Origin of the sequence: Myxococcus xanthus, from assembly GCF_013116825.1 — a bacterium.
Taxonomy (GTDB): domain Bacteria; phylum Myxococcota; class Myxococcia; order Myxococcales; family Myxococcaceae; genus Myxococcus; species Myxococcus xanthus_B.
Map to the genome: position 1 here is coordinate 54,130 of NZ_JABFNS010000001.1, position 15,612 is coordinate 69,741.

General features: G+C 70.4%; 16 protein-coding genes. 9 read left to right on the forward strand and 7 right to left on the reverse strand.

Going from position 1 to position 15,612, the window contains the following annotated elements:
* Window positions 1-3: 3 nt before the first annotated feature.
* The gene (locus HNV26_RS00245; protein WP_171440313.1) at window positions 4-678 is read right to left on the reverse strand and encodes a dienelactone hydrolase family protein; all 675 of its coding nucleotides are present in this window, start codon (window positions 676-678) and stop codon (window positions 4-6) included.
* A gap of 104 nt (window positions 679-782) precedes the next feature.
* On the opposite strand from HNV26_RS00245, the gene HNV26_RS00250 reads away from it, so the two are divergent.
* Window positions 783-1,286, forward strand: a complete 504-nt coding sequence (locus HNV26_RS00250) for a GreA/GreB family elongation factor (protein ID WP_171440314.1) — start codon at window positions 783-785, stop codon at window positions 1,284-1,286.
* Between the two features lie 7 nt (window positions 1,287-1,293).
* On the opposite strand, the gene HNV26_RS00255 is transcribed toward HNV26_RS00250, so the two are convergent.
* Window positions 1,294-2,010, reverse strand: coding sequence for a class I SAM-dependent methyltransferase (locus HNV26_RS00255; protein ID WP_171440315.1), 717 nt, complete (start codon window positions 2,008-2,010; stop codon window positions 1,294-1,296).
* 126 nt (window positions 2,011-2,136) lie between these two features.
* On the opposite strand from HNV26_RS00255, the gene HNV26_RS00260 reads away from it, so the two are divergent.
* The 5 genes from HNV26_RS00260 (at window position 2,137) to HNV26_RS00280 (ending at window position 5,851) form a co-directional block, all read left to right on the forward strand.
* Window positions 2,137-2,568 (forward strand): hypothetical protein, encoded by a 432-nt coding sequence (locus HNV26_RS00260; protein ID WP_253816010.1) that lies wholly within the window; start codon window positions 2,137-2,139, stop codon window positions 2,566-2,568.
* Window positions 2,569-2,689: 121 nt separating this feature from the next.
* On the forward strand, window positions 2,690-3,415 hold the full coding sequence (locus tag HNV26_RS00265) for an SDR family oxidoreductase (RefSeq protein ID WP_140795766.1): 726 nt from the start codon (window positions 2,690-2,692) through the stop codon (window positions 3,413-3,415).
* Window positions 3,412-4,251, forward strand: coding sequence for a dihydroneopterin aldolase (locus tag HNV26_RS00270; RefSeq protein WP_171440317.1), 840 nt, complete (start codon window positions 3,412-3,414; stop codon window positions 4,249-4,251). Before HNV26_RS00265 ends, HNV26_RS00270 begins: the two co-directional genes overlap by 4 nt.
* 30 nt (window positions 4,252-4,281) lie before the next feature.
* Complete coding sequence (locus HNV26_RS00275) at window positions 4,282-5,061, forward strand: SDR family NAD(P)-dependent oxidoreductase (RefSeq protein ID WP_171440318.1); 780 nt, start codon at window positions 4,282-4,284, stop codon at window positions 5,059-5,061.
* Window positions 5,062-5,101: 40 nt separating this feature from the next.
* Window positions 5,102-5,851 (forward strand): queuosine precursor transporter, encoded by a 750-nt coding sequence (locus HNV26_RS00280; protein WP_171440319.1) that lies wholly within the window; start codon window positions 5,102-5,104, stop codon window positions 5,849-5,851.
* A gap of 19 nt (window positions 5,852-5,870) precedes the next feature.
* On the opposite strand, the gene HNV26_RS00285 is transcribed toward HNV26_RS00280, so the two are convergent.
* From HNV26_RS00285 to queD, 5 genes are all read right to left on the reverse strand, one after another.
* Window positions 5,871-6,779, reverse strand: coding sequence for an alpha/beta fold hydrolase (locus tag HNV26_RS00285; RefSeq protein ID WP_090487692.1), 909 nt, complete (start codon window positions 6,777-6,779; stop codon window positions 5,871-5,873).
* Window positions 6,776-7,900 carry an alpha/beta fold hydrolase gene (locus HNV26_RS00290; RefSeq protein ID WP_171440320.1) on the reverse strand — a complete coding sequence of 375 codons (1,125 nt, stop codon included), beginning with the start codon at window positions 7,898-7,900 and terminating at the stop codon, window positions 6,776-6,778. Before HNV26_RS00290 ends, HNV26_RS00285 begins: the two co-directional genes overlap by 4 nt.
* Before the next feature lies 1 nt (window position 7,901).
* Window positions 7,902-8,339, reverse strand: a complete 438-nt coding sequence (locus tag HNV26_RS00295) for a hypothetical protein (protein WP_171440321.1) — start codon at window positions 8,337-8,339, stop codon at window positions 7,902-7,904.
* 140 nt (window positions 8,340-8,479) lie between these two features.
* Window positions 8,480-9,229, reverse strand: a complete 750-nt coding sequence (ydfG, locus tag HNV26_RS00300) for a bifunctional NADP-dependent 3-hydroxy acid dehydrogenase/3-hydroxypropionate dehydrogenase YdfG (protein WP_171440322.1) — start codon at window positions 9,227-9,229, stop codon at window positions 8,480-8,482.
* Between the two features lie 42 nt (window positions 9,230-9,271).
* Window positions 9,272-9,634, reverse strand: coding sequence for a 6-carboxytetrahydropterin synthase QueD (gene queD / locus HNV26_RS00305; RefSeq protein WP_171440323.1), 363 nt, complete (start codon window positions 9,632-9,634; stop codon window positions 9,272-9,274).
* A gap of 401 nt (window positions 9,635-10,035) precedes the next feature.
* Here queD and HNV26_RS00310 point away from each other — a divergent pair, with 401 nt between their 5' ends.
* From HNV26_RS00310 to HNV26_RS00320, 3 genes are read left to right on the forward strand one after another with little or no spacing between them, the layout of a single operon-like run.
* Complete coding sequence (locus HNV26_RS00310; protein ID WP_253816012.1) at window positions 10,036-11,664, forward strand: right-handed parallel beta-helix repeat-containing protein; 1,629 nt, start codon at window positions 10,036-10,038, stop codon at window positions 11,662-11,664.
* Between the two features lie 54 nt (window positions 11,665-11,718).
* Window positions 11,719-13,701 carry a PAS domain S-box protein gene (locus tag HNV26_RS00315; RefSeq protein WP_366816710.1) on the forward strand — a complete coding sequence of 661 codons (1,983 nt, stop codon included), beginning with the start codon at window positions 11,719-11,721 and terminating at the stop codon, window positions 13,699-13,701.
* The gene (locus tag HNV26_RS00320) at window positions 13,691-15,607 is read left to right on the forward strand and encodes a GAF domain-containing sensor histidine kinase (protein WP_216611666.1); all 1,917 of its coding nucleotides are present in this window, start codon (window positions 13,691-13,693) and stop codon (window positions 15,605-15,607) included. Before HNV26_RS00315 ends, HNV26_RS00320 begins: the two co-directional genes overlap by 11 nt.
* Window positions 15,608-15,612 lie beyond the last annotated feature (5 nt).

Genomic DNA, 15,612 nt, shown 5'->3' on the forward strand with positions numbered 1-15,612 from the left:
GGCTCAGCCGAGCTTCGCGTGGAGGAAGTCCACGGTGCGCTGCCACGCCTTCGCGGCGTTGTCCGGTGAGTAGACCTCCGGACGCGTGTCATTGAAGAAGGCGTGCTGTGCGTCGTAGCGGTGAATCTCCATGGGGACGCCGCCGCCCTTCAGCTTCTTCTCCAGCGCGTCCACTCGCTCCGGCGAGCACCATTCGTCATTGTTCGCGTAGTGCCCGAGCACCGGCGCGCGGATGCGTGACACGTCCGCGGCCTCCTCCGGGGGGATGCCGTAGAAGGGCACGGCGGCGTCGAGCCCCGGCTCATTCGCCGCGGCCAGCAGCGTCAGCGCGCCGCCCATGCAGAAGCCCATGATGGCCACCTTGGCGCCGGGCTTTCGCGCGCGCAGCGCCTCCACCGCGGCGCGCAGGTCCGCCGCGGCCTTGTCCCAGGCCATCGCCTTCAGCATCGCGTTGGCCTCGTTGGCGTCCTTCGTCACGCGGCCTTCGTAGAGGTCCACCGCGAAGACGGTGAAGCCCTCTCGCGCCAGCCGGTCCGCCACGTCGCGCATGTGCCCGTTGAGGCCCCAGTACTCATGGATGAGCACCACCGCTCCGGGCGCGTCGCCCTTCGGGGCTTCACTCAGATAGCCCGCCAGTGCCTGTCCCTGCTTGCCGATGAGCTGCGTCTGTCCTGTCATGGCTTCACCCTTGCGAGGTCGTGGAAGGGGGCGCAGCTTAACGGCCGACTCCGCGCACGCGCATGTGAACCGGCGGACGTGCCCGCTTCGTGACAGAGGACCGCATGTCGAAGGCATTCACGAAGGAGGACTCGGGCGACGACAGCGTGATGCCCGTGCGCCCGCGCGCCTCCTCCGGGGAGAAGCGCTACATCACCCCGGAGGGGTACCGGGCGCTCCAGGAGGAGCTGGCGGCGGCGCAGGGGCCGGACCCCAAGGCGGGTGAATTCACGGAGCTGGAGGCGGGCGTGCGCCGCAAGGAGCGCGAGCGGCGCGTGCTGGAGCTGGCGGCGGTGCTGGAGGATGTGCGGGTGGTGGAGCCCGACGCCTCTCAGGCCGGCCGCGTCTTCTTCGGCGCAAGGGTGGAGCTGGAGGACGAGGACGGCGGCCTGGTGCGCTACCGCATCGTTGGGCCGGACGAGTCCGACGTGAAGGCGGGGCGGCTGAGCGTGGAGTCGCCCCTGGCCCGGGCCCTGCTGGGCAAGGAGGTGGGTGAGTCCGTGGTGGTGGAGCGCCCCCGCGGCCCCGTGGAGTATACGGTGACGGCCGTGGACTACGCCGCGCCCTGAGCCTGGCTCAGCGCCTGGTGGCGATGACGGTGCTCAGCACGGAGAAGGGCTCCGGCATCAGGCCGTCGCGCACCTCGACGGTGAAGCCTTCCGCTTCGAGCAGCGCGCGGGCCCGGGGCACCAGGAACGTCAGGTAGTACATGACGAAGGGCGGCTTCCACAGCGCGTTGCGCGCGCGCATGGCGGCGTTGAAGCCCTTGGCCATCCAGTAGCCCGGGCGGAGCTTCGACGGCGGGTGCGCGGTGACGAAGAGGAAGCGGCCCCCGGGGCGCAGCGCGCGGGCGATGCCTTTCACGAGCGTTGGCTCGTCCTCTTCGAGGATGTGACCGAAGGCGCCGAAGCTGGTGACGACGTCGAACGCGCCGTCGAAGGGGAGCGCCAGTGCGTCGCCCTGGATGAACTCCAGCGCCGCGGTGCCCGGCGCCTGCGCGAGCTGCTGGCGCGCCTCGTCGAGCATGCCCTGGCTGAGGTCGAAGCCCACCACGCGCTCCCGCGCGAGCGGACGCAAGAAGCGCATGGCCGCGCCGGTGCCGCAGCACACGTCCAGCGCGCTGCCGACGCTGCCGGGCGCGCCCAACTGGGCCATGGCGGCCTCGAGCACCGCATCGGGCGTGCGGAAGGGCGTGTACTCGAACTTGGGCGCGAGCAGGTCGTAGCCGTGCTCGACGGACGTGAGGGCCTGCGCGGCCAGCTCCCGGAGGGTGGGGCCCTTGCGGTGGAACATGGTGTCTCGGGGTGTATCGCACCCACACCGGCCCCTCTCTCTGAAAATGCGGCCGGTATCGGGCATTGAATGTTCCGCGGGGTGCCCCGTCAGAAGGTTCAAGCAGGACGATGGAGGAGGACGACAATGGCGCTCAAGACGGGTTTCGCGGTGCTGGCTTTCGGAATGATGTTCCTCGGCTCCACGGCCGCGCAGGCGAAGGACGACAACGAGAAGTCGCGGTTCTCCCAGCAGCACCGGCATGACGGCCGCGGCGGCAACTTCGATGTCCACGTGGACGCCCGCCGCCACCCGGGACCCGCGCCGCTGCCGCCGCCGCACGCTCGGGGCCGCTATGAACTGCAGACGGTGAACCGCTGGGTGCAGGGCCGCTACGAGCAGGTGTGGGTCCCGGAGGTGTGCCGCGAGCGCCACCACCGCCGCGCGCGGGTGACCCGGTGCACCGGGGGCTTCTACGAGCAGCGCTGGGTGCCGGCCCGCTACGAGCCGGTCCAGGAGTGGGTGTGGGTGACCTACGCTCCGGGCCGGGTGCACATGGCCAGCGCCGGCTACCGCTAGACGATTCGAATCACGGGGGACCGCGCCGCGGGCGCGCCGGGATACGGGGGTAGCCCGGCGCGCCTCGCGGCCGCAGGTCCGCAGTGCCTTTCCCCGCCGGGCCTGTTACTGAATGCGCCGCATGGCGACCGCATTCATTACCGGGGCTGGCATCCGCATTGGCAGCGCGGTGGCTCGGGCGCTCGGGCGCGCGGGTTATGACCTGGCGCTCCATGCGAACCGCTCCCTTGAGCCGCTGGAAGCGCTGGCGGACGAACTCCGAGGCCTCGGTCGCCGCGTCACCCTGCACGCCGCCGACCTGAGCCGCCCGGAGGCCGTGGACTCCCTGGCCGCGCAAGTGCGCGAGGCGTGGCCCGCGCTGGACGTGGTGGTCCACAACGCGGGCCTCTTCGAGCGCACCGACTTCGCCGCCATCTCCCGCGACCAGTACCGCACCATGATGGCGGTGAACCTGGACGCGCCCTTCTTCCTCACCCAGGCCCTGCTCCCCGCGTTGCGCGCCGGCAAGGACCCGCTGGTGGTGCACCTCACCGACGTCGGTGGGGAGCGGCCGGTGAGTCACTACGCGCACTATTCGGTGAGCAAGGCGGGGCTCATCATGCTCACCCGCGCGCTGGCGGTGGAGCTGGCCCCGCACATCCGGGTCAACGCCGTGTCGCCCGGCACGGTGGCCTTCCCCGAGGACTTCGACGCCGAGGCCCGCGACGCGGTGCTGCGCCGCATCCCCATGGGGCGCGAGGGCAACGTCGAGGACATCGCCCGCACTGTCGTCTTCCTCGCCCGCGAGGCGCCGTACATCACCGGGCAGGTCATCGCCGTCGATGGCGGCAGGAGCGCACAGCTATGAGCGCGGAACACGCATTCCATCCCCCCGTCGTCATGACGCCGGACGGCCGCCCGCTGGACGTCATCGAGCTGCGGGGCCTCACGGTGGACTGCATCGTGGGTATCTTCAACAGGGAGCGCATCGCGGCCCAGCCGCTGCGACTGGACGTGGCCCTGTTCCTGGACACTCGCGCCGCCGCGGTGGGAGGCAGGCTGGCGCACACGGTGAACTACGGCCGGCTCGCGGGGGAGCTGCGCTTCCTGCTGGAGGCCTGCCGCTTCGAGCTGCTGGAGTCCGCCGTCGAGACGGTGTGCCGCTACGTGCTGGCGCCGCCCACCGACGACGTCCCGCGCGCGCAGGTCCACGCGGCCACGGTGCGGGTGACGAAGCCGCTGGCGCTGGGCGGGTTGGCGGTGCCGTCGCTCCAGATTCACCGGACGGCCGCGGAGATGGTGTACGGCCGGGAGGAGAAGGGCTTTGGCCGCGTGGACATCATCCACGAGGGCGCGGGCTATGGCGTCTACCGGCTGCGGGTGAAGCCGGGAGGCTGCATCCCCACGCACGTGCACCAGCAGATGGAGGAGAGCGAGCTGGTGCTGGGCTCGGGGTTGCTGCTGCAGTTCGAGCCGGTGGCCCGGGGCATGGCCTTCCACTGGCCGCGCGGCTTCCTGCACCGCTACGACAACCCTTCATCCACGGAGCAGACGGTGCTCTGCGTGGACAGGCCGGGCTTCATCCCGTCGGACGAGGTGGAGACCGAGCCGCCGCCGGAGGGGCTGCTGCCCGTCACCGGCCACTCCTATTACCCGCTGGATGAGCCCGCGGCGCCGGGCTCCCCCGCGGAGAACCAGCCGTGAGCGGGGCCATGTCTTCAAGGAGCGCCTCCCATGAGTGAGGTGGGCACGCGCAAGGTGCTCGTCACTGGCGGTGGGACGGGCATTGGTCGCGCCGTGGCGGAGGCCCTGCTGCGCGCGGGGGGGCAGGTGGTGGTGTCGGGCCGGCGCGCGGAGGTGCTGGAGTCGCTGACGACTGCATGGCCGGGACGGGCCTTCGCGCTGCCGTGTGACCTGGCCTCGCTGGAAGCCCGCGAGGGGCTGCTTCGCCGTGCCGCCGGGTTGCTGGGAGGGCTGGACGGTTTCGTCCACAGCGCGGGGCAGGTGGTGCACCAGCCGCCGGGCCACATCGGCGAGGACGCGCTTCGCGCGCAGCTCGAGGTCAACCTCATCGCGCCGCTGCGGCTGGGCGAGCAGGCACTGGAGGTGCTGGAGCCGGGGGGGGCGCAGGTGTTCATCGCGTCCACGCTGGCCACGAGGCCCGTCGTCACCAGCGCGGTGTACAGCGCGGCGAAGGCAGGGCTCCTTCAGGTGATGAAGGTGCTGGCGTTGGCGGGTGCGGCGCGAGGCGTGCGTGCCAGCGCGGTGCTGCCGGGCGTGGTGGAGACGGACATGGTGCGCGAGGTGCGCCTGACTCCCGGCGAGGGGCCGCTGTCCGAGCTCGAGTCCACGCGGCGGCAGGAGGCCCAGCTGGCGGGCTTGCGGGCGCTGCATCCGCTCGGACGGTTGGGGCGCCCCGAGGACGTCGCCGAGGCGGTGCGCTACCTGCTGGGCGCGTCGTGGATTTCCGGTTCCGAGCTGGTGCTGGATGGAGGGCTACTGCTGCGGGAGTGAGGCGCGGTATGAGGTGGCCTCGGCTCACGAGAACGACGGGATGCTCCTCGACAGACGGCTTCAGCTCTTCGTGGTGTTGGTGGGGGTGTTCGTCACCTCGCTGGTGGTGGGCGACATCATCAGCGTGAAGCTGTTCGAGGCGAAGGTGGGGCCGGTGGTGGCGGTGATGTCCATCGGCATCCTGCCCTTCCCGGTGACGTTCCTCCTCACGGACATCCTCAACGAGTTCTACGGGAAGAAGGCGGCCCGCTTCGTGACGTGGGTGGGCTTCTTCATGGCCATCTTCGCGGTCGTGGTGATTGCCATGGCCGTGCGGGTGCCGTGGGCGCCGCTGACGCGTGCGCCGGACTTCACGGGGACGGTGGAAGGCGCGTTCAACAACGTCTTCGCCGGCTCACAGCGCTTCCTCGTCGCGTCGATGATGGCGTACCTGGTGGCCCAGTTCTGCGACATCGCCCTCTTCAACGGGCTCAAGCGGCTGACGCGCAACCGGCACTTGTGGGTGCGGGCGACGGGCTCCACGCTGGTGTCGCAGCTCCTCGACACGGTGGTGGTGCAGTACGTGGCGTGGACGGGCGTGCTGCCCAACGCCACCATCCTCGGCATCATCTGCTCGTCCTACGTGGTGAAGTTGCTGGTCGCGGTGGGCCTGACGCCCTTCATCTACCTGGGCCACGCCTTCGTCGAGCGCAAGCTGGGCATCGCCCCCGTGGTGCTGGGGGAGAACGGCGAACCCATTGCCCCGCCCGCGCCGCCCGTCACGCAGGAGGAGCAGCCCCGCGCCGCCTGAGCGCGCGGGGCTCAGCGGCTCAGCTTCCCTGCTGCACCAGCGGCGTGAGGATGTCCGTCCAGTGGGAGAAGATGGAGAAGTGTCCGCCGCCGGGGAAGAAGCGGGGCACCGCGCGCGGAATCCGGTTCGCGAGGTACCGTCCCATCTGCGGCGGGACGATGCTGTCTCCCTCCCAGTACCAGAGGTCCACCTCCGTCCGAATCTCCTCCAGGGGGACGTTCCACGGCTGCGCGAGGATGTGCGCCTCGCGCCGCATGCCCGCCACGCCCTTTCGCGTGGCTTCGTAGCGCCAGCCCTGCACCTGCGCGGCGATGCGCGGGTCCGCGAGCACCGCGCGGTCATCCGCCGACGCCTGGGAGCGCAGGCCCGCCAGCGCCCGCGCGGGATTGGCGCGCACCTGCCGGTCATGCATGGCCATCAGTGGATGCAGCAGCCACTCCGGCCACGCGGCCATGCTGTACGCGTTGCGGTAGTCCCGGTTCACCCCCGCCATGGCGCCCGGCCGGGCCAGGGGCGCAGCGCCGGAGACGAGCGCCGCGCGGGTGATGCGCTCGCCCAGCTTCCACGCGGACGCGGCGACGTAGGGGCCACCGGCGGACACGCCGAAGAGGGCGAAGCGGCCAATCCTCAGCGCGTTGGCCAACTGCTCCAGGTCATCGGGGAAGTCGAGCAGCGTGCGCCCGGGCTGGTAGTCCGACAGGCCGTAGCCCGGCCGGTCCGGCGTGATGAGGCGCACGCCCAACGCGTGAGTGAGCCGGTCATCCGGGTGGCGCATGTGGCGCGAGCCCGGGTTGCCGTGGATGAAGAACACGGGCAGGCCGCTCAAATCTCCAGACTCGACGTACGCGAGCCGCCGGCCATCCCGCAGGTGGACGGTGCCTTCACGGACCTGTACGCCCATGGCTTCGGTGTCGGACGAGGCGTTCATGGTTCCATCGGCTTCGAGCGCGCGCCAATCCACGCGGAAATGGAGGGCCACACCTTCGTCGCGCCCCTGCTGGAGGCGGACAGGCCGATGTGGCCCACGGGGTAGCGCCGCGTCTCACAGTCCTTCGAGCTGACCAGGGAGGGCAGCGGCTCGCTCATCGCCGGCAGCGCGATGGTGTCGTGCTCGGCGATGACGTTGAGGATGGCGCACTGGATGCGGCGCAGGTCCACGCGCTCGCCGCCCACCTCCATGAGGCCCTGGGGGAAGAGGTTCTGCTGATAGCAGTCCTTGATGTACTGCCGGTACACCTCACCCGGGAAGGGCACGGGGTCCGCGCCCCAGCGCTCCATGGCCAGGAACGTGGTGACGAACTCCGGGTCGTCGATGCGGCGGCACACCTCCAGCCACCGGGTGAGGCGCTGCACCGGCGCGGCCATGAGGAAGCCGCTCTCCAGCACCGGCGTGGGGACGTTGCCGTAGGCGTCCACCAGCGAGTCCACGTCGAAGTGGTTGGCGGACGTCCACAGCGTGTAGAGGCCACCCTTGCTGAAGTCCACCGGCGTGGCCTGGGCCACCAGGTTGCGGACGCCCTCGGGGTACAGGGACGTGTACGCCAGGGCCATGGTGCCGCCCATGCAGTAGCCGTAGAGCGTCAAATCCCGGCTCTTGCTCACGCGCAGCGTCCACCGCACCGCCGTCTGGATGAGCCCGCCGAGCAGGTCATCCCAGGTGAGCCGCTCCTCGTTCTGTCCCGGTACGCCCCAGTCGATGGCGTAGACGTCGTAGCCCTCGCGGGTGAGGTGCTCGATGAGGCTGCGCCCTGGAAGGAAGTCGAGGATGTACCAGCGGTTGATGAGCGAATAGACGAAGAGGACGGGCGTGCGGTGGCGCCGGCGCGGGGCCGCGTAGCGCAGCAGGCGCATGCTGCCGCGCGTGTACACGACGGTGTGCGGCGTGGCGCTGATGGGCGGCTCGCGCACGCCCGAGGCCCTTTCGATGAAGGGCTTGAGGTACGGGTACGGATTGAAGGGCCGCGACTTGAGCGCGTGTGCGACGGCGCGGGTCAGCTCGACCTGCCCGGTGACGAAGGAGCGAAGACGCTGGGGCGTGGACGCGGTCATGTCAGCGACGGCGCTTGGAGGGCGCGCGCTCCTTGGGCGGGGACTCGGGGGACTCGGGCTCCGCGCCTTCCTGACGGTGGAGCAGGTCCACCACCAGTTCCAACTGGGTGCCGAGCGCCTCCACCTGGTCATTCATCCGGCGGAGCTGGTCGCGCAGGCTCTCCACCTCGGAGGTGGTGGGCAGGCGCAGGGGGCGCAGCGCGCCTTCCACCAGGCCATTGCGGCGGATGCGGGCGTTGAAGCCCTGGCGCATGAGGGAGCCGCTCACGCGCAGGTACGCGGGGCTCTCGGTGACCTTGGCGGCCGCGCGGGTGAGGCCCTCCTCGGCGCGGGTGAAGACCTTGCCGGTGCGCGTGTCCGGGTGGGTGAGATGGCCCAGCAGCTTCAGTCCGCGGGCGAGGAGCCCCTGGGACGGCGGCGGTCGTTCCGGATGACTCATGGCCGGGAGGTTATCTCAAGGCGCGGCGCAGGGGACGCCGCAGCCTGGCTCTAGCGCTCCCAAAGTGAACCAAGATTCAACTTGCGTGCCTCGAAATGGACATCCGCCGGGATGTAGGCAGCCCCAGAGGCCCTCCTGGCTCAGCCCTGTCGCTTCACCGGCAGGGGCCCGAAGGACTGTGACACCGGCATCAGCGACATGACGTTGATGTTCACGTGCGCGGGCCGCGTGGCCACCCAGTGCACCGCGTCCGCGATGTCCTCGGGCGTCAGCGCCTGGGTGTTGGCGTAGACGGACGCCGCGCGCGCGTCGTCGCCCTTGAAGCGGACGTTGGAGAACTCCGTGCCGCCCACCAGCCCGGGCTCGATGTCCGTCACGCGCACGGCGGTGCCGTGCAGGTCCGCGCGGAGGTTGAGGCTGAACTGGTGCACGAAGGCCTTGGTGGCGCCGTACACGTTGCCGCCCGGGTAGGGCCACTCCGCCGCCACCGAGCCCATGTTGACGATGTGGCCCCGGTTGCGCGCCACCATGCCGGGCAGCACCGCGTGCGTGCAGTACAGGAGGCCCTTCACGTTGGTGTCCACCATCGTGTCCCAGTCCTCCACGCGCGCCGACTGCGCCAGGTCCAACCCCAGCGCCAGGCCCGCGTTGTTGACCAGCACGTCCACCTCGGCGAACTCCGCCGGCAGCGAGCGGATGGCCCGCTCCACGGCCTCACGGTCCGTGATGTCGAGCGTCAGGGGGAGCACCCGCTCGCCCAGCTCCGCGCGCAGGGCCTCCAGCCGCTCGCTGCGCCGCCCGGAGGCGATGACGCGCGCGCCGTCCTGGATGAAGCGGCGGGCAATGGCCAGGCCGAATCCCGCGGTGGCCCCGGTAATCAGAACGTTCATGGCAGTCCCCTCGTGGAGCCAGCCCCGCGAGGGCCCGGCGTGTCAGTCGTCTTCGCCTTGATAGATGCAGCCACTGGTGCACGTCTCGCGGACCACCACCCGGCTGAGCAGGGGCAGGCCCGGACGCAGGCGCTTCCAGATCCACCGCGACAGGTTCTCGCTGGTGGGGTTCTCCAGGCCTTCCACTTCATTGAGGTAGTAGTGGTCCAGCTTCAGCCGCAGGGGCTCGAAGGCCTCCTTGATGTCGGAGAAGTCCATCACCCACCCGGACTGCGCGCCCACCGGGCCACGCACGTGGATTTCCACCCGGTAGCTGTGGCCATGAAGCCGGCTGCACTTGTGCCCGGGCGGCACGTTGGGAAGCCGGTGTGCGGCCTCGAAGGTGAATTCCTTGAAGATGTCCAAGGTGTCTCCTGACAGCGGGTGGAAGGCGGCTCATATCCCGCGCGTTCCTCCCGGCGTCAAGGTACGCCCTGCCTCCCTGAAACACCGGCATGCCGCTCCCCACCGCGCGCCCACGCGCCCGGGGACGCCCGGCTCGGGCCTTCGCTCTGTGTGAAAAGTCCCCGGGAATATTCCCGCGCGCGTCGCACACATCACACTTCAGCTCCCCGCGAAGGCCCACCTGTCGGTGATGCGGAGCATCCGTCCCAACCCCGCGAAACCACGCTTCCTGTCCCCTCCCTCTCCGTCCCGGCAGGCAGGGGTTGCCGCGCTCGGAGGGAATGACCAGCGCGGAGCTGGGAATTGGCGGCCGTCCTCGCGAGCGCCTCCCGCGCCGCGACCCACACCAGGAGTCCGCCAGGATGCGCAACCGCTCGCCGTGGTCCACGGCCCTCTGCTCCGCTGCCCTGCTGTCCTTGTTGGCCTGCAATGGGAAGGGGGAGCTCGCCCAGGAAAGCGGCTCGCCTCCGGGCTCCAGCGAGGCGCCGTCGACGGGCAACCCGTCCGTTCCTGGCACGCCCCCCACCCACGATGACGACGACACGACGAACGCTGGAACGTCGGAGCCTCCGCCCGAGCCCCAACCCCAGCCAGAACCGGAGCCTCCGCCTGAACCCAAGCCTCGGTACTCGCGCATCCTCTGGGTGGCGCCCAACGGCAGTGACAGTGCTTCCGCCACGGAGGCGGCGCCGCTGCGAACGGTGACGCGCGCGCTGGCGTGGGTGCGGCCGGGCGAGGCCATCTACCTGAAGACGGGCACCTACGCCGAGCGCCTCAAGCTGGAGGAGAAGGGGGGCTCGGCGTCCAACCTGCTCACGCTGCGGGCCGCGCCGGGCGCGAAGCCGGTGCTGAAGCCGTCCGGCAGCGGCTCCGCCATGGTGGACGTGCGCGGTGCGTACTGGAGCATCGAGGGGCTCACCATCGACGCGGCGGGCACTGCCTCCTTCGCGGTGTTGTTCCGCGGCGTGGGCTCCCACCACGGCGTGCTGCGCGGCTCCACGCTGAAGAACGGCACCGCGGGCGCGGGCGTCAACGTGTGTGAGAAGGCCCGTGATGTGCTCATCGAGGGCAACACCATCTCCCACTTCAACCGCAACGGAGATGACAGCCACGGCGTCATCGTCCAGACGACGGCGCGCAACGTGGTGGTGCGTGGCAACGACATCCACCACAACTCCGGGGACGCGGTGCAGTGCATCGGCCCGGAGGGCGGCGCCACCATCTCCGGCACGCCCTTCGACAACCTCCTGGTGGAGGACAACGAGCTGCATGAGAACCGGGAGAATGGCGTCGACGTGAAGACGTGCACCCGCGTCACGCTGCGCGGCAACATCATCTGGGGCCACAAGACGTCATCCACGTCGCGCGGCGAGGGCGTGGTGGTGCACCTGTCGGCGAAGGACGTCACCCTGGAGGACAACGTCTTCTTCAACAACGGCCGCGCCATCAGCATCGGCGGGGTGCGCCAGGGCTCGCCGCCCACCAACATCATCATCCGCCGCAACCTGGTGCGGGACGGCCTGGGCGGCGGCGAGGAGGGCAGCGGCATCCGCGTGGACACGACGTCGACCGTGAAGGTCCATCACAACACCGTCTGGAACATGCCCGGGCCGTGCCTCACCTTCGGCCATGGCGACACCGGGGCGAGCGCCAGCCTGGATGTGCGCAACAACGTCTTTTCTGGCTGTGGGGTGGCGGTGCGCGGCGGCCCCGGGCGCTCGGGGGCGGTGGTGGACGCCAACCTCTACTTCCGCAATTCGGGCCCGGCCCTCTTCCGGCTGAACGGCGTGGACATGGGCTTCTCTCAGTGGCGCTCGCAGAGCGGGCTGGACGGCCGCTCCCAGGAGATGACCCCTGGCTTCGTCAACATCGACACCGGGGACTTCCGCCTGGGGGCGGGTTCGCCCGCCCTCGACGCGGGGCTGTCGCTGGGGCTGACCTGGTGCGGGTCAGGCCCGGACCAGGGGGCTTTCGAGTCGGACTGCCCCTGAGCCCGCAGGGCGTGTAGAGTGGGGGCCCCTTCTGCCCTGGACCCCACTCTCCACGTGCCGTCCTCGCTGGAATTCGTATCAGGCATCTCCCTGGTGCCCTCGGACTCACCCGCGCGGGAGCTGCTGGCCGCGGCCGCCGCGCGTGCGGGTCTACGGGTGGTGGGCGGTCTCGAAGAGGCCTCCCTGGCGCTGGTGGACCTCACCGCGCCGGGAGGGCTCGCTGCGGGGCAGGCCCTGGTGGACGCCGCCCTCGCCGCCGACCTCACGTTGGTGGTGCTGGTGGCACCGGGCGAACGCCACTTCGCCGAGGCGCAGTCGCTCGAGCCGGCGGACGTCCTCACCGCCCCGGTGGCCATGCACGAGCTGGCCTGGCGGCTCCAGTGCGCCGCCGAGCGCCACCTGGAGCGCGAGGAACAGGCGCGCAGCCAGGAGGACCTGGCGCTCCTGCTGGAGCTGACGGCGGACTACGCGGAGACGTCGGACGTGGAGGCGCTGCTGCACGGCGTCACCCGGCGGCTGGCAGAGAAGCTGGACATCGCGCGCGCCACGCTGGTGATGCTGGGGCGCAGCGCGGATGAGGGCATCATCGTCGCCGCCAGCGACGACCCCACGCTCAAGGACCTGCGCATCGACCTGTCGCGCTACCCCGAGATTCGCGAGGTGATGCGGACGGGCAAACCGGTGGTGATGCAGGAGGCCTCCACCCACCCGCTGCTGGGGGACGTGGAGCGGCGCGCGGTGGCCGCCCGGGGCATCCACGCCATCGCCGCGCTGCCGCTGCCCATCCGCGGGCAGGTGCGCGGCGTCCTGCTGCTGCGCGCGGCGGGACGGCGGCGCACCTTCACGCCGCGGGAAATCGACTTCCTCACCACCGTGGCGCACGCCACCGCGGTGGCCCTGCGCAACGCGTCCGTGCTCCAGTCCGTGCGCGGGCAGACGGAGGCGGAGAAGACGGCCCGCCTGGCCGCGGAGGAGCAGGCGGCCTCGTTCAAGCCGTACCAGCTCTTCTTCGCGCACGTCAGTGAAGGCGTGGCCATCCTCGACGACAAGGCCTGCGTGCTGTCGCTGAATCCGTCCGGCGCGGCCATGCTGGACGTGGATGCGCCGGACGCGCGGGGCCGCCACCTGCACCAGGTGACCCAGCCGGTGGATGAGAACGTGCTGATGGAGCTGGTGACCACCGCCGCGCGCGGCGAGGCCCGCTCCGGCGCGGACGTGCAGGTGTGCACCCGCACGGGTCGCCGCCTGACGCTGTCCATGTCCGCGGCGCCGCTGCGCGACGAGGAGGCGGCCACCATCCTCTCCTTCCGCGACGTCACGGACGCGCGAAGGCTGGAGGACGAGCTGCTCCAGACGAAGGACTTCCTGGAGCGGCTCATCGACTCGTCGGTGGACGCCATCATCGCGGCGGACCTGAAGGGGCGCATCATCCTCTTCAACAAGGGCGCGGAGGCGCTGTGCGGCTACACCGCGCAGGAGGCCCTGGGCGGCGGCCTCACCGTGCACCAGCTCTATCCGCCGGGCGTGGCGAAGCGGGTGATGGCCATGATTCGGGCGCCCGAGCACGGCGGCAAGGGCCGGCTGTCCCTCATCCGGGAGGAACTGGTGCACCGCTCCGGTGAGCGGGTGCCGGTGAACATGACGGCCTCCATCGTCTACGAAGGGGGCCGAGAGGTGTTCAGCGTGGGCATCTTCACGGACATGCGCGCGCGCATGCAACTGGAGCGCAAGCTGTCCGACGTGGAGACGCGGCTGGAGGAGAGCGAGAAGAGCGCGGTCATCGTCGCGCTCGCTGGCACCGCCGCGCACGAGCTGAACCAGCCGCTCACCTCGGTGATGGGCTACGCCGAGCTGCTGAAGCGGAAGCTGAAGGAAGACGACTTCGCCTGGAAGCCGGTGGACATCATCTACCGCGAGGCGGAGCGCATGGCGGAAATCGTCCGGAAGATTGGCAAGATTACCCGCTACGAGACGAAGTCCTACATGGGGGCGCAACAGATTCTCGACCTGGACAAGGCCACCTCCCATGAAGACTGAGACCCGAGCCGTGCGCATCGCCGGCGGCCCTGCCCCGGAGTCCTTCCAGGCCCTGTTCGAGGCGCTCGACGCCCCCGCGGCCATGTGTGACCCGGCCCTGCGCCTGGTCGCCGTCAACGACGCCTTCCGCCGCTTCTGCGCCGACCAGCACGTGTCCGTGGAGGAGGTGGCGCGCACCCTGTCTGGCGCCAGCGTGCCGGCGGAGGGCGCCAGCTGCGACGTGGAGCTCTTGCCCGACCTGCCCGGCGTGGTGCTGACGCTGTCCCGCCGGGGCGACGTGGTGGCCGTCCGCGCGCGCAACGAGCCGGAGCTGTCTCGCAACCGGCTGGTGGTGGCGGAGCGGGCCCTTTTGGAGCAGGCGCGCACCGAAGGCGTGCTGCTGGACCTGGGCCGCAGCGTGGCCGAGGCCGGCGGCGAGGAGGAGCTGGTCGCCGCGGTGGCTCGCGGCGTGAAGGAGCTGTTCCCCGGGCGTTCGTTCTGCATCCGCATCACCGACTCGCGGACGGGCGGCCTCACGTCGCTCTACGCGGAGGGGCGGCTGAAGGAAGGCGCGCACGAGCCGCTGGTGTTGATGGAGCGCGCGGTGGAGAAGACGAGCCTGGATCGCGCGTCCCTGCCCGTGGACCGCGTGGCGGTGCTGGGCGAAGTCCCGCTGCTGTTCCAGGACAGCACCCATGGCGTGAGCGCGCCGCTGGTTGCCAGCGGGCAACTCTTCGGCGCCATCAACATGGAGTACCCGGCGGACTTCGTCTCCGACGTGCCGCATGACGAGCGCGTGCTGCTCCAGCTCGCCAACCAGGTGGCGGTGGCGGTGAAGAACGCGAAGCTCATCGACGAGCTGACGTTCGTCCGCAAGTACCTGGAGGACCTGCTGGAGAAGGCCAACGCCCTCATCCTGGTGGCGAACCGGGACAAGCAGGTCGTCGTCTTCAACCAGGCGCTGAGCGCGCTCACCGGCTTCGGCAAGGAAGAGGTGCTGGGCCGGGACTTCTTCTGGCTCATCCCGGAGAGCGAGCACCTGCGGCTCAACCAGCTCATCGCCGCGGCGATTCGCGGCGAGCCGGTGAACAGCTTCGAGACGCGGCTGCTGACGAGCAGCGGCGCGGAGGTGCGCGTCTCCTTCGCGACCTCCTCCAAGCTCTCCCAGCACGGGGAGGTGGAGGGCGTCATCGCCATCGGTCAGGACATCACGGTGGTGAAGGAGCTGGAGAAGCGCATCATCCACGCGGAGAAGCTGGCCTCCATCGGTCAGCTCGCCGCCAGCGTGGTGCACGAAATCAACAACCCGATGACGGCGGTGGCCACGTACGCGGACGCGCTGCTCCAGCGCTCGCGGATGACGCCGGGGGCCAACCCGGCGGACCAGGAGAAGCTGCGAAAAATCCTGGAGAGCAGCCACCGCATCCTCCGCTTCACGCGAGACCTGGTCAGCTACGCGCGCCCGGCGCAGGACCGGCCGGAGCGGGTGCAGCTCAACGCCATCGTGGACATGGCGGTGGGCTTCTGCGAGCACGTGGTGGCCCAGGCGCGCGTCAGCATCCAGCGCGAGTACATCGACCTGCCGCCCCTGTCCGCCGTGCGCGCCAACCTGGTGCAGGTGTTCGTCAACCTCATCACCAACGCGTGCCACGCGATGCCGCCGGGAGGCTCCGTCATCCTGGCCACGGGCCGTGACGGGCAGGACGCGGTGGTGAAGGTGCGCGACACGGGCACGGGCATTGAGCCCAAGCACCTGCAGCGCATCTTCGAGCCCTTCTTCACCACCAAGCCGGAAGGGCGGGGCACCGGCTTGGGGCTCTCCATCTGCCAGGGCATCGTGGAGAACCACGGTGGCCGGCTGACGGTGGAGAGCACCATGGGCGAGGGCACCACCTTCATCGTGCGCCTGCCGCTCCAGCAGGGCTGAGCCCG

What these genes read in the sequence shown, in the direction of transcription:
- HNV26_RS00245 (WP_171440313.1), bottom strand. Translation starts at nt 678, where the DNA reads ATGACAGGACAGACGCAGCTCATCGGCAAGCAGGGACAGGCACTGGCG.
- HNV26_RS00250 (WP_171440314.1), top strand. Translation starts at nt 783, where the DNA reads ATGTCGAAGGCATTCACGAAGGAGGACTCGGGCGACGACAGCGTGATG.
- HNV26_RS00255 (WP_171440315.1), bottom strand. Translation starts at nt 2,010, where the DNA reads ATGTTCCACCGCAAGGGCCCCACCCTCCGGGAGCTGGCCGCGCAGGCC.
- HNV26_RS00260 (WP_253816010.1), top strand. Translation starts at nt 2,137, where the DNA reads ATGGCGCTCAAGACGGGTTTCGCGGTGCTGGCTTTCGGAATGATGTTC.
- HNV26_RS00265 (WP_140795766.1), top strand. Translation starts at nt 2,690, where the DNA reads ATGGCGACCGCATTCATTACCGGGGCTGGCATCCGCATTGGCAGCGCG.
- HNV26_RS00270 (WP_171440317.1), top strand. Translation starts at nt 3,412, where the DNA reads ATGAGCGCGGAACACGCATTCCATCCCCCCGTCGTCATGACGCCGGAC.
- HNV26_RS00275 (WP_171440318.1), top strand. Translation starts at nt 4,282, where the DNA reads ATGAGTGAGGTGGGCACGCGCAAGGTGCTCGTCACTGGCGGTGGGACG.
- HNV26_RS00280 (WP_171440319.1), top strand. Translation starts at nt 5,102, where the DNA reads ATGCTCCTCGACAGACGGCTTCAGCTCTTCGTGGTGTTGGTGGGGGTG.
- HNV26_RS00285 (WP_090487692.1), bottom strand. Translation starts at nt 6,779, where the DNA reads ATGAACGCCTCGTCCGACACCGAAGCCATGGGCGTACAGGTCCGTGAA.
- HNV26_RS00290 (WP_171440320.1), bottom strand. Translation starts at nt 7,900, where the DNA reads ATGACCGCGTCCACGCCCCAGCGTCTTCGCTCCTTCGTCACCGGGCAG.
- HNV26_RS00295 (WP_171440321.1), bottom strand. Translation starts at nt 8,339, where the DNA reads ATGAGTCATCCGGAACGACCGCCGCCGTCCCAGGGGCTCCTCGCCCGC.
- ydfG (WP_171440322.1), bottom strand. Translation starts at nt 9,229, where the DNA reads ATGAACGTTCTGATTACCGGGGCCACCGCGGGATTCGGCCTGGCCATT.
- HNV26_RS00310 (WP_253816012.1), top strand. Translation starts at nt 10,036, where the DNA reads ATGCGCAACCGCTCGCCGTGGTCCACGGCCCTCTGCTCCGCTGCCCTG.
- HNV26_RS00320 (WP_216611666.1), top strand. Translation starts at nt 13,691, where the DNA reads ATGAAGACTGAGACCCGAGCCGTGCGCATCGCCGGCGGCCCTGCCCCG.